Origin of the sequence: Streptosporangium sp. NBC_01469 (genome assembly GCF_036227305.1) — a bacterium.
Taxonomy (GTDB): domain Bacteria; phylum Actinomycetota; class Actinomycetes; order Streptosporangiales; family Streptosporangiaceae; genus Streptosporangium.
Genome location: NZ_CP109465.1, coordinates 9867095 through 9879151, shown reverse-complemented (window position 1 = coordinate 9879151; position 12057 = coordinate 9867095). Strand labels below are relative to the sequence as shown.

The window sequence follows — 12057 nt, the reverse complement described above, 5'->3', positions numbered from 1 at the left end:
TCCTGTTGGTAATGATGTGACTGATCGCACCCTTCATGTGACCAATCACTCAGCATGGACGTCAATGCCGACGCTCGGCACCAGTCCATGGTTTACCGGATCTCTGAGAGAAGTCTCGGTGTTAGGTAAAACGAGATGCGGGAATCAGCCCGTCGCCCCCTCGGAGCTCGCCCCGGCGGAGGGGGTCGGAGTCGGCTCGGGAGCCGGGTCATCGGGGGGTGCGGAGGCGTCGGGTTCAGGGCTTTCCCAGGAAATCGCGCATCCGGCGTTGCCCCCGGCGGACTTGAACGCGACCCGTCCCGCGCCGCTCTCCGACGGATCCTTGGCAGTGACCCAAATCACGCTTCTCGCGCCCGCCTTCAACTGTCCCCGGGCGGGGTGCACGTCGAGCCCGCCGGAGGTGGTCGCCGACCACGAGATCGTGGCGTTGCGGGCCGCGAGCCGGATCTGCCCGGCGCCCTCCCCGATGTCTCCCGGGCACGAGACGCTCAGCCGCCCGGCCACGGGCGGCGTGGTGGCGGTACGGGTGGGGCGGGGCCGTCCCGCCGTGGGGGCGCGGCTCGGTGCCGGTCGCGCCGCGGTGGCGGTGGGGGCGGCGGGAACGGGAGTCTCGCTCCTCCGGCTTCTCCTCGGTGTGGGTGTCGGCGCGGCCTCCGGGTCCTCCAGCAGGGGGTCGGGCTCCGGCTCTGGGCCGGGCTCCAGCGTGATCAGCGCGGGTTCCGTCCCCGGCGCGGTCCGAGGGTCCCTCAACGCCCCTCCGGCCAGGTCCTGCCCACCCACCACGACCACCGCCCCGGTGGCGGCCAGCACGCACACCGCCGCGAGCAGCACCGGCCCCCTGCGGCCGCGCCGTCTCCGCCGCTGCGCGGGCAGCGCCTCCGTACCCCGCTTCCCATCGCCCGGGAGCGGCGGTGTACGCCGGGCCTCGCCGTCCTTCGCCGACGACGTGCGCCGCGCCTCGGGGCTTCCCGCCGGCGGCGTGCGCCGCGCCTCGGGAGTCTCCGCGGGTGGAACGTGCCAGACCTTGGTGCCACCGGCCGGCGGGGTGTGCCGGGACTCGTCATCCGCCGGCCGCGACGCGTGCCACGCCTGGTCGTCCGCGGACGGTGCTGCGTGCCACGCCTGGTCGTCCGGGGAAGGCGCCGCCTGCCAGGACCGGTCGGCCACGGGCGGTGCCGCGCGCCAGGCCTCGCCGTCCGGGGGCGGTGTCGCGTCCCACGCCCGGTCGTCCACCGGCGGCGTCGTGCGCCACGGCTCGCCGTCCGGGGATGGTGCCGCGCGCCACGCCTCGCCGCCCGTGGGCGGTGTCGGCCAGATCCCGGTGTCCGCCGGTGGGGTCGTGCGCCATGCCTCACCGTCCGCGGGGGGCGCCGGCCAGGCCTCGGCGTTCGCGGTCGGCGTCGGCCACGCCTCGGCGCTCGCCGCCGGTGCCGGCCAGGCGTCGACGTCCACGGGTGGCGGTGTGTGCCGCACCTCGCCGTCCGCCGGCCGTGACGCGCGCCGGGTCCCGGCGTCCGTCCACGGTGCCGCGCGCTCGGGCTCGCCGTCCGTGGGCGACGCCATCACGTACCGCGGCGCCGTCCCGCCCTCCGGGGAGCGTGTCCCGGTCTCCGCGTACCCCGCCCGCTTGTCGTCGTACCGCGCCTCCGTCCCGGCCGGCCACGCCCTCGCGTCCGCGGCCGGCGTTCCCGCATCCGCGGGGGGCGCCGCGTGCCGGGAGCGGGTGCCCGAGGGGGGTGTGGACCCTCCGCCCCTGGAGGTTCCCTCGTCGCGCGCCCGCCTGCCGCCCGCGGACCTCTTCCCGCCCCACCGGCGGCCCCCCGACCGCCGTTCGGCGGCCGTGGGGAAACCGGCCTTGTCGAAGCCGTTCTCGGCCACGATGGCGGCGCGGTCCTCGCGCGACTCCGGGTTCAGGCAGGTCTCGATCACCCGGCGGCGCAGGGAGAGCGGCGGGTAGGCCAGGGGGACCAGGTCCAGCAGCCGTCCGGCCGAGACGTGCCGGTCCCTGCGCTCGACGCAGACCTCGCAGCGGCCGATGTGGGCCGACAGCCGCCTGCGCAGCATCGTGGTGAGGGGGCCCTCCCACGAGTCCACCATCGCCGACAGGTCGGGACAGTGCGCCCGGCCGACCTTGGCGAGCACCACGGCGGCGGCCGCGTTCTCCAGGTGGTCGCGGGCCCGGCCGAGCTTCGCGGTGACCTGGCGGGAGGTCAGCCCCAGCACCGCGCCGACCTCACCGCTGCCGAGGTCGTGGCGGAGCGAGAGTTCGAGCACCTCGCGCTCCTGCCCGCTCAGCTCCGCCATCGCCTCGTGGACCAGGGCCGCGAGCTCCCGCTCGCCCGGGTCGTCGTGGATGTCGGGCGGCGGCGATCCCTGTGGGCCGCCGCGCGCCCCGTCCGCGCACCGGATCCGTACGAGCGCGTACAGCCACGCGCGCAGGCGGCCGGGCTCGCGCAGGCGGTCCACGCTGCCCTGGGCCGTGACCAGGGCGTCGTGTACGGCGCCGGCGGCGGTCTCACGGTCGCCCAGCAGCGAGTGGGCGTAGTCGTTGAGACGTTCGGCATAGGAGTCGTAGAGGCTCGCGGGCGCCGTTGTGTCGGCACGCCGCAGCGCCTCAACGAGTTGTTGATCGTCGGTTCGGCCGACGGTCGGCCATCCGGGCACGGACATTCCTCCCCCGCGAGACGGGCTCGTTCACGGGTTTCGTCACTCACCCGTTCCAGCCCACACGCGTAGGACGTCACCTCCCCGCAACTGGTTGACCAAAGGGGTCGATATCATGCCGACACGGTATGACCTGGGAAAACTGATACGGCTGGTACCAATGTGGCACCAGCCGTACAGGATGAGAGTGATGCGGGAGGGTCAGCAGTTGGGGGCGCAAAGCCGGCGCGACATGCCCTCCAGGAAGAACTTCCTGACCTCCAGGACGTCCTTGGCGATGTACGCGTCACCGGCGGTCGCCTTGGCCAGGGCGTCCATCTGGCGCTTGCCCTTGGGGGCGTCGGGGCCGAAGGCGATGATCAGGACGCTCACCGGCTTCTCCGGGTCGAACTGGTCCTTGAGCCGCTTCAGGATCTGCCGGTTGCTGATCCCGCCGTCAGGATCGTCGTTGCCGGCCCCGTCGGTGAGGATCAGCACCGTGTTGATCTTGTCGCTCTGGTACTCGTCGGTCATCTGCTTGTAGGCGGCGGCGAGGGTGTCGTTGAGCCCGGTGTCGCCGGTCGACCTGGCCCGGGTCGCGATCAGCCTCCGGTTGAGCACGTCCCTGCGCAGGGCGCCGTTGATGTCCTGGGTGAGCGGCCCCACCGGAACCGTCTCGCGGTAGTCGACACCCCGGCCGTTGAGATGGGTGGAGAACTCCCACAGCCCCAGCTCGCTCTTGACGGGGAAGAGCTTCATGCCCTCGACGGCGATTCTGGTGATCGCCTGCATCCGGGTCAGGCCGGTGCCCGGCACGGGAAGGGCCATGGTCCCCGAGACGTCCAGCAGGGTGAGAAGCCTCGAACCGAGCTTGATCCGGGACCAGGTCTGGGACATCCTCGCGACGGTCTTGCCGTCGGGCGGCTCGATCGCCTGCGGGGCCTTGGCCTGGAAGCCGGCGGAGGCGGAGATCGCCTTGCCGCTCTTGCCGTCCGGGGTGCGGAACCCCTGGTCCTGCAGCGTCTTCTTGGACGCCTCGCTGCCGAGCTCCTTCTGGAACGCCTCGGCGGCCTTGCGGACGGCGGCGTCCTTGGCGGTGACCACCACCGGGTAGTCGAGGTTGATGGTCCCCTCGGCCGGATAGAGCGGCACGGCCGGAACCTCGGGCTTCTTGCCCTTGTTGAACGCCCAGACCCCCTGCTCCGAGGAGATGCCCAGCGGGGCCTTGCTGCCCTGGACGCCGAGACTGGACAGCAGCGCGTCCTGGTCGCGGACCGTCGACGTCGAGCCCGACAGGCTCTTGAGCGCGCCGACCAGCTGCTCCTCGCCCGCCCCCGAGGCCGTGGCCACCCCGGCGGCGGCCAGGAGCGCGCCGAGCCCGGCGGCGTTGAGCGAGGGGTCCAGCACGAGCACGCGCACCTTGCGGCCGGGGCCGTCCACGTTGGCCACGTTGGCGGCGTTGATCATGCCGCCCCAGCTGGCCTCGCCGAAGCTCTTCTTCAGGTTCGGCACCACCGAGCCCGAGGCCACCATGACGATGGGGGAGTGGGCGATGGACGCGCCCGCCTCGGGCACCTCCTGGTTCCTCGCCCGCAGGTTCGTCACCCACAGCTTCGAGTCGGGGACCCACACGTCCATCGCGGTGGCCTTGCCACCGCTGAAGGAGGAGGCCACGGTCGCCGAGATGCCCTTGGCCACCGTGACCGCGGCGCACCTGCCCTCGACGTCGTGAGCCGCCTTGTTGAAACGCTCGGCGATCTGGGACAGGGCGGGCTGGATGTCCGGGGAGGCGGTGATCCGCAGCGGGAGCGCCTCGCCCGCGCACCCGCCGTCGCGGTCGCGGTTGATGACCACGAACGCGGCGACGCCGAGCAGCACCGCGAGGGCGACGGACCCGGCCAGCGGAACCAGCACCTTGCCGCGCCCTCCGCGCCTGCGTCTGGGCTGCGGTTCCTTGTACGGGGTGTAGCCGTCCTCGAGTTCATCCGTCCGGTGACGTCCGCCCACGATGTCCTCTTCGGTGTCGATGTCATGGAGCTAGCGGGTCACCCTATCGGGAGGTCGTCCGCAACATTCACGGAACTGTACTTGGACTGATTACTGGGGCAAAAAACACATTTCGGTACTGCTGTTACCGTATGTGTTGATCATGAAACCCTGTGTCCGTGAAGGTGGCCGACGGTCGGCGGCGATGAAGATCGCCTGGTCAGGTGGCGCAAACAATGGAAGATCGGCGCCGGGGAAACAGATGATCAATGGCCGAGGGGAACGGATGAACGACGACGGGAAACAGGCGATCGGTGGTCGGGGGAGCCGGCGGTAAAGGGGTGATCAGTGGCAGCAGGAGTGCCCGCGCCACGCCCTGAGGCCCTCGCGTGCCGCCACCGCCGCCAGCAGAACCGCCATGGTGGGATCGATCCACCACCACCCGACGGAGTTCAGTGCGAGCCCGGCCAGAACCCCCGCCGCGAGCAGGGCGCACATGAGGTTCTGTGTCCCCTCGCCCGCGGTCGCCGCCGAGTGCAGCCGGACGCCCAGTCGCCGCTTGGCCATCCCCAGGAACGGCATGCCGACCACGCTGGCCGCCGTCACCACGATCCCGAGCACGCTCGGCACAGCCCGGTGGCCGGCGTCCAGATCGTGCGCCACGTGCAGCACCAGGTAGGGGGCGAGGATCCAGAAGCTGATCGCCACGGCCTTGCGGGCCCGCTCCTCGGCGTGCGCGGAACCGGTCCTCGCCCCGGTGAACCGCCAGACCACGATCAGGCTGGCCGTCGCCTCCACCAGGGCCGACACGCCCCAGCCGATGAGGGCGACCGAGTGCGCCCCCAGGCCGGCGGCGATGCCGAGCACGCTCTCGGCGCCCAGCCAGACCAGGGTCGCCAGGGAGAGAGTGCGAGCCCTGCGGGCGTCACGCAACCACTCGGCGCTCGGCGGCGCCAGCACGATTTGATCAGGCACGACGGTCTCCGGGTACCCGTTCGACGACGCTGGGTAATCTATACGTCACAGAGGGTCGAAAGGCGGGGAAGTGGCAAAACTCCTCACGGTGGCGGCGGTGTGCTCGCGCGCGCGGCGGTGTGCTCTTACGCGGCGGTCGCCGCAGGAGAGCGGTGGGGCCTCACGGGCAGGCGAAAGCCCACTGTCGCGAGGCGGTCATGCCGGAAGATGGACCTGTCCAGCAGATCGTCGGAGGGAAGTCCGTGCCGTTCACGCCCAGCCATGTCGCAGCCGTGCTGCCGCTGATCTCCTCGGAGCGGACGCGCCGGTTCCTCGACCCCTGGGCCCTCGCCCTGGGCGCCATGGTGCCCGACCTGCCGATCTTCTTCCCTTTCCTGCCCGACTACATGATCTGGCACTCCCTCAGGGGCGTCCTCACGATCGACCCGTTCGCCGTCGTGGTGCTGCTCGCCGTCTTCCACCTGGTGCTCCGCGACCCGCTGACCGCGCTCCTGCCCCCCACCCTCGCCGGGCGCGCCGCCTCACTGACCCCGGGCATGTACGGGCTGCGGCGGCTGCCCGCCGTGATCGCCGGAGGTGTCGTGGGCGCCCTCACCCACAAGCTCTGGGACTCCTTCACCCACTCGTACAGCTCGGCCCTGTGGGGCTGGAGCTGGCTGGACGTCCGGGTGGCGGGAGTGATCCCCCTGTTCCGCCTGCTGCAGTACACCTCCACCGTGGTCGGCCTGGCGGTCGTCCTCTGGTGGGCCTGGCGCGGACTGGCCCGGATGGAGCCGCGGCCGGTGCCCGAGCGGCTGCTCCTGCCCGCGGGCGGGCGCGTGGCCGTGCTCCTGGCCACCGCCGTGTCGATCCCGCTGGGCGCGGTCGCCTGGTCGGTGGCCTTCCCTCCGGGCAACAGGGCCGAGCTCGTGACGAGGCTGGGCGCGGGGGTGGTCGTCGGCTGCTCCGTGATGCTGCTCGTCTACGCGCTGATATGGCAGCTCAGGCGGGTCATGGCAGTATTCGAGGGTGCCTGAAGCCATCGACCCCCACCTGGCCGACTACGCCAACCTGCGTGACGTCGAGCTGCGCAAGAGCATGGAGGCCGAGCACGGCCTCTTCATCGCCGAGGGAGAGAAGGTCATCCGCCGCGCCGTCGCGGCGGGCCACCCCGTGCGCTCCGTCCTTCTCACCTCCCGCTGGGCCGGACCCCTCGCCGACCTCCTCGGCCCGCTCGGCGACCGGGTCCACGTCGTGGACGACGCCGTCATGGAGGCGGTCACCGGATTCCAGGTCCACCGAGGCGCCCTCGCCGCCATGGAACGCCTCCCCCTTCCCAGGGTGGAGGATCTCCTGTCCGGGCGCGAGGCCCGAAGGGCTCCCGCCGAGCACGAGGCGCGGTCGGGCGGCGAACCCGGATCGGGCCACCCCGTCGGGCGAAGCACCCCCGCCGAGCACGTGGCGCCCCGGCGCATCCTGATCCTGGAGGACCTCGTCGACCACGGCAACGTCGGCGCCATCTTCCGCTGCGCCGCCGCCCTCGGCGTGGAGGCGGTGATCCTCTCACCGCGCTGCGCCGATCCCCTCTACCGGCGCTCGGTGAAGGTCTCCATGGGCGCGGTCTTCGCGATCCCGTACGCGCGGATGACCGACTGGTACGCGGGCCTGGCCGAACTGCGCGCGGCGGGCTTCCAGACACTGGCCCTCACCCCGGACCAGTCCGCCACCCCCATGGACAAGGTCACCATGGCCGACCGGGTGGCCCTCCTCCTCGGCTCGGAGGGGGACGGGCTCTCCTCTCGCTGGCTGCGCGAGGCCGACGAGGCGGTCTGCATCCCGATGAGCCCGGCCGCGATGGGCATGGGCGTCGACTCCCTCAACGTGGTGGCCGCCGCCGCCATCGCCTGCCACGGCCTCATGCGCGCGAGCTGAGCCCTACGGCGGGGCCGACCACTCGCGAATCTGTGCGTGCTCGCATCGACGGGTGAACCGAACGGGTGCTTCCCGAGGTCGTCCGTGGTTGTTCTACCTATCGGACGAAGGGGTGGCGAGCTCGCACCAGACCGTCTTGCCGGACTCCGCCAGCCGGACTCCCCAGCGATCGGCGCAGGCGTCAACGATCAGAAGTCCTCGTCCCGTCTCCTCCTCGGAACCCGGTTCCCGCCATATCGGCAGGGTGGTCCTGTCACGGTCGCGGACCTCGATCCTGAGCGTTCCGGCTGCGTACGTCAGCAGGACCTTCACGGACGCGTCACCTACGCGGGCGTGCCTGACCGCGTTAGCCGTCAGCTCCGTGACAAGAAGGTCGGCCTGCTCCTGGAAGTGCGTGATCTCCCATTGGATGAGCGTCTGTCGTACCAACATGCGTGCCATGGGGGCCGACGCCGGAACCGGGGACAGGGTGAATATCCGCGACAGGTCATCGCTTGTGTACGTAGGGTGGCGACTGGTCATAGCTCAGCAGGAGACACCCTCATGCCCTCTCATTCCACAGCACAACGGTGCGGAAACGACGCATCAATGTCGCATTGAGCCTGATGAGCTGCGCGAAGGAGAGGAATACTTCAGGAGGAACTCCTGACAGTCCCATGGGAGAAGCGGAGCGTGCCGACCAGACGACAACGACTTACACAACGGCGCAAATCGCTGGGTTTCTCGCAGGAGAGCTTCGCACACGCCGTTGGGGTCGAGCGCTCGACCGTCGTGCGCTGGGAACTCGGTGAGACCGAGCCGCGCCCATGGCAACGTCCCAAGCTCGCGGTGATCCTCAAAGTCTCCCTGGAAGAACTCGAAGGTATCCTCGCTGGCTACGCGAAGGACGTACCGGGGCTGGATCGACTCGAATTCGTACTGCGAAATCCCGTAGCCGTCGACCTCGTGGCGGTCGCCCATCTGGCACAAGAGGTTCAGCGCCTCACCGCCGAATACGACACCGCGCCCTCCGCCTCGCTGCTCGCCGCCGCAGGTCAGTGCCATAGTCACCTGTCCTTGCTGCGGAACCACGCGCCGAACCGGCGGATTCGGCGCGAGCTGTGCGTCTCGATAGCCGAATCGGCGACGCTGATGGGACAACTCATCTGGGATGCCTCACAGAGACGCGACCACGCTGTTTCGGGGCGCTATTTCGATCAGGCGGTGAGCGCCGCCAGAGAGGTCGGGGACCCCGTTCTGGAAGCCCACGCCCACCTGCGCAAAGGATTCGTGGCGTTGTACGGGAGCAAGGATCTCAAGGAAGGGCTGAGACTCTGCCACGAGACGGCGATCGTCGGTGAACCGGCGAGCCATGTGCTCGTGGGCCTGGGGTTCCTGCATGTCGGTGAGGCGTACGCCATGCTCGGCGAACGCCGCGACTGCGAGAAGGCACTGGGAGCGGCGGAGGATGCCTTCGCCCGGATCCGCGATGACGATGAGGCCATGCACATGTTCTCGTTCTCGCAGTTCGACCGTATGGCAGGGTCCTGCTATCTGTTTCTCGGGGTGCACAACAGAGCTGAGGAGATCCTCGCCAGGACCGCGCGTGGGCTCGTCCAGTGGAAGAAGTCCCGGTCCATCGTGCTGGGAAATCTCACGCTGGCTCACATTCGTCAGGGAAAGCCGGAAGAAGCCTGCGGCACGCTCCACGAGGCGATCGACCTCGTGGAGGAGACGCGAGGCGGCGGCGGGCTGAACATCGCCTTCACCGCCGGGCGTGAACTGTCTCCCTGGCGGCACGAGCCGTGGGTGCGGGAAATCAGCGACCGTCTCTTCGCGCTCATGGCGGCGTAAGGGATTGGGAGACATGAGTCTTGACGAGGACAAGCAGGCCGTCCGAGAGCGTGTGTGGTCGGCCCTGATTGAAGGGGAGATCTCCACTCCCGACGCTCGTGGGTACATCCCCGACTTCGTGGGTTCCGACAAGGCCGCTGAATTACTCGCCGCGACTCCTCCGTGGCGGAAGGCGCGAACGGTGAAGGCCAACCCGGACACCGCCCAGCTTCCCGTCCGGGCGCGGGCGCTCGCCGACGGCAAGATCCTCTACATGGCGGTTCCGAAACTCGCCACGATCGAACCCTTCTACCTCATCGACCCGGCGCGCTCCGCGCTGCCTCCGGCTCAGGCGGCATCGAGCAAGGTCGCGTCAGACGCCAGCCCCAGGGTGGGGATCGAGGAGATGCGCCCGATCGACCTGGTGGTCTGCGGAACCGTCGCGGTCAACCGAGAGGGTGTCCGGCTCGGCAAGGGGGCGGGTTACTCCGACATCGAGGTGGGACTACTCATCGAGGCGGGCCTGGTGAGCGACCGGACAGTGATCGTGACCACCGTCCACTCGCTTCAGATGGTCGATGAACCTCTCCCCGAGGGGGAGCACGACTTCAGGGTGGATCTCATCGTCACGGAGAAGGACGTCATCGCCTGTCCGCCTCATCGCCGACCCGATGGTCTGATCTGGTCCAGCATGCCCACCGAGAAGATAGCCGCGATTCCTCTCCTGAGGGGACGTGCCAAGAACAGCCTCAGCTAAGAGAACACCTCTCGCCGGGACGGTCGAGGCATGCTCCACCATCGCGGAGCAGGGACCACTGACGAGCATGCGATCCCTGTTCTCAGCGGTCAGTCAACGACAGGTGCGAGCTCCGATGTCGCGGGGCGTCGCGCGTCCACCTCGATCTCGATTCTCATGCGGGGGTCGGCGAGGCCGCACACGAGCATCGTCGCGGCCGGGCGGACTTCGCCGAAGTGGCGGCGCAGGATCGGCCAGCAGGGCTCGAAGTCCTCGCGGTCGGGCAGCATGTAGCGCACCCGGACGACATCGGCGAAGGGGCAGCCCGCCTCGGTCGGCGCCGCCTCGATGTTGCGCAGGCACTGCTCGGCCTGCTTTACCACGTCCTCGGAGATCGTCATGGTCGCGTAGTCTTGACGCGCTCCCCGGCCTGAAGGCTGGGGATTCTCGCAGGTGCCGCTCATGCGGCACCCCGAAGGCTTCCTGCTTCATCGGCGTCTGCCACCGCGAGCGGTGGTCTTACGTCACCTCCACAAGCGTTTAACCTGTCCGCCCGCCCGGCGGCCAGAATGTTGATCGCCGCGTTGACGTCCCGGTCGTGGGCCGCGCCACAGGCGCAGATCCACGATCGGACGTTGAGCGGCATCGACTCGGCGATGGTTCCGCACGCCGAGCACAGCTTCGACGACGGAAACCACCGGTCGATCTTCGCGAAGGTTCGCCCATACTTGGCGGCCTTGTACTCCAGCATGGCGACGAACTGCGACCAGCCCGCGTCGTGCACGCTCTTGGCCAGCTTCGTACGCGCCAGACCGGACACCGCCAGGTTCTCCACATACACCGCTTGGTTGTCGCGGATGAATGCGGTGGAGAGTTTATGTGCCCAGTCCCGGCGCGTGTCGGTCACCTTGGCGTACGCCTTGGCGACCTTCAGTTTGGCCTTCTTGCGGTTCGCTGAGCCCTTCTGCGTGCGGCTCAGCGCTTTGTGCGCCCTGCGGAGCTTCTTGGCCGCCCGCCGCAGAATGCGCGGGTTGCTGATCTTCCGGCCGTTGGACAGCACCGCGAAGTGCGTGAGTCCCAGGTCGATGCCGACCTCGCCCGCGACACCCGGCAGGGGTGCATCGGCCGCCTCGACCACGAACGACGCGAAATAGCGGCCCGCCGCGTCCTTGACCACCGTCACCGACGACGGCTCCGACGGCAGGTCGCGCGACCAGCGGATGGACACGTCCCCGATCTTCGGCAGGCGCAGCTTCCCGCCCGGTGTGACGGCGAACCGGGCGTTCTTGGTGAACCTGATCGCCTGCCGGTTGTCCTTGCGGGACCGGAACCGGGGCGGGGCCACCTTGCGACCCTTGCGCTTCCCGGACAGGGAGGCGAAGAAGTTGCGGTACGCGGTGTTGAGGTCGGCAAGTGCCTGCTGAAGAACCACTGCTGAGACCTCACCCAGCCACGCGCGCTCCACAGTGAGCTTCGCCTGCGTGATGACCCGCTTGGACAGCTCCCCGTCGCAGACGTAGGGCAGGCCCTGCTCTCGGGCGTCCTGGCGTGCGCGCAGCCCGTCGTTGAACACCACGCGGGCGCACCCGAACGCCTGGGCCAGCGCGGCACGCTGGTCGGCGTCCGGATAGACCCGGTAGTTGTAACGAAGCTGCACGGTACCAAAGGTACCGTGAATTCCATGACTGAGCGTATGAGTGTTCGACAACTCCGAGACTGGTTGGGCCGCCGTATCGACGTCGCCCACTTCACCGGCGAGCCCACCATCGTGGAGCGACACGGGGAGCCCCGCGCCGTCCTGGTGCCCTACGCATGGTGGGCTGAGCGGCAAGAACTGGAAGGTCAGGGCACGCTCGCGCCCTAGCGAGCACTCCCGCGCGGGCCTTCACCCCCCGGCCTGAAGGCCGGGGCGTCGGCTCGCTTTTCGGTAGCAATCAGCGGTGGCGTGTTCCCGGCCCGGTTCGCGCACGGTCGTTCCGAGCCCGCGACCGCTG

General features: G+C 69.7%; 11 protein-coding genes. 5 read left to right on the top strand and 6 right to left on the bottom strand.

Translation table 11 applies throughout. The features are described from left to right. Positions 1–144 precede the first annotated feature (144 nt). From OG587_RS43105 to OG587_RS43095, 3 genes are all read right to left on the bottom strand, one after another. The gene (locus OG587_RS43105) at positions 145–2664 is read right to left on the bottom strand and encodes a sigma factor (RefSeq protein WP_329084632.1); all 2520 of its coding nucleotides are present in this window, start codon (positions 2662–2664) and stop codon (positions 145–147) included. Between the two features lie 201 nt (positions 2665–2865). Then, a complete protein-coding gene (locus OG587_RS43100) occupies positions 2866–4650 on the bottom strand; it encodes a substrate-binding and VWA domain-containing protein (RefSeq protein ID WP_329084631.1) in 1785 nt (594 codons plus the stop codon). Positions 4651–4974: 324 nt separating this feature from the next. Then, entirely contained in the window at positions 4975–5604 is a 630-nt protein-coding gene (locus OG587_RS43095) for a hypothetical protein (RefSeq protein ID WP_329084630.1), read from the bottom strand. Positions 5605–5801: 197 nt separating this feature from the next. Between OG587_RS43095 and OG587_RS43090 the strand changes: the two genes are divergently transcribed. Further along, positions 5802–6620, top strand: coding sequence for a DUF4184 family protein (locus tag OG587_RS43090; RefSeq protein ID WP_329084629.1), 819 nt, complete (start codon positions 5802–5804; stop codon positions 6618–6620). Beyond that, entirely contained in the window at positions 6613–7515 is a 903-nt protein-coding gene (locus tag OG587_RS43085) for a TrmH family RNA methyltransferase (protein WP_329084628.1), read from the top strand. Before OG587_RS43090 ends, OG587_RS43085 begins: the two co-directional genes overlap by 8 nt. Before the next feature lie 93 nt (positions 7516–7608). Here the strand turns inward: OG587_RS43085 and OG587_RS43080 are convergent, their stop codons facing one another. After that, positions 7609–7947 carry an ATP-binding protein gene (locus OG587_RS43080; RefSeq protein ID WP_443075354.1) on the bottom strand — a complete coding sequence of 113 codons (339 nt, stop codon included), beginning with the start codon at positions 7945–7947 and terminating at the stop codon, positions 7609–7611. A gap of 240 nt (positions 7948–8187) precedes the next feature. Here OG587_RS43080 and OG587_RS43075 point away from each other — a divergent pair, with 240 nt between their 5' ends. After that, positions 8188–9348: a helix-turn-helix transcriptional regulator gene (locus OG587_RS43075; RefSeq protein ID WP_329084626.1), complete on the top strand. Its 1161-nt coding sequence runs from the start codon at positions 8188–8190 to the stop codon at positions 9346–9348. A 13-nt stretch (positions 9349–9361) separates the two neighbouring features. Next, the gene (locus tag OG587_RS43070) at positions 9362–10084 is read left to right on the top strand and encodes a 5-formyltetrahydrofolate cyclo-ligase (RefSeq protein ID WP_329084625.1); all 723 of its coding nucleotides are present in this window, start codon (positions 9362–9364) and stop codon (positions 10082–10084) included. An 89-nt stretch (positions 10085–10173) separates the two neighbouring features. Here OG587_RS43070 and OG587_RS43065 read toward each other — a convergent pair whose 3' ends face one another. Continuing rightward, positions 10174–10527 carry a Rid family hydrolase gene (locus OG587_RS43065; protein ID WP_329084624.1) on the bottom strand — a complete coding sequence of 118 codons (354 nt, stop codon included), beginning with the start codon at positions 10525–10527 and terminating at the stop codon, positions 10174–10176. Next, complete coding sequence (locus OG587_RS43060) at positions 10524–11720, bottom strand: RNA-guided endonuclease InsQ/TnpB family protein (RefSeq protein ID WP_329084623.1); 1197 nt, start codon at positions 11718–11720, stop codon at positions 10524–10526. Before OG587_RS43060 ends, OG587_RS43065 begins: the two co-directional genes overlap by 4 nt. A 24-nt stretch (positions 11721–11744) precedes the next feature. On the opposite strand from OG587_RS43060, the gene OG587_RS43055 reads away from it, so the two are divergent. Next, the gene (locus OG587_RS43055) at positions 11745–11927 is read left to right on the top strand and encodes a type II toxin-antitoxin system Phd/YefM family antitoxin (RefSeq protein ID WP_329084622.1); all 183 of its coding nucleotides are present in this window, start codon (positions 11745–11747) and stop codon (positions 11925–11927) included. Positions 11928–12057 lie beyond the last annotated feature (130 nt).

What these genes read in the sequence shown, in the direction of transcription:
- OG587_RS43070 (WP_329084625.1), top strand. Translation starts at nt 9,362, where the DNA reads ATGAGTCTTGACGAGGACAAGCAGGCCGTCCGAGAGCGTGTGTGGTCG.
- OG587_RS43090 (WP_329084629.1), top strand. Translation starts at nt 5,802, where the DNA reads ATGCCGGAAGATGGACCTGTCCAGCAGATCGTCGGAGGGAAGTCCGTG.
- OG587_RS43055 (WP_329084622.1), top strand. Translation starts at nt 11,745, where the DNA reads ATGACTGAGCGTATGAGTGTTCGACAACTCCGAGACTGGTTGGGCCGC.
- OG587_RS43080 (WP_443075354.1), bottom strand. Translation starts at nt 7,947, where the DNA reads ATGTTGGTACGACAGACGCTCATCCAATGGGAGATCACGCACTTCCAG.
- OG587_RS43065 (WP_329084624.1), bottom strand. Translation starts at nt 10,527, where the DNA reads ATGAGCGGCACCTGCGAGAATCCCCAGCCTTCAGGCCGGGGAGCGCGT.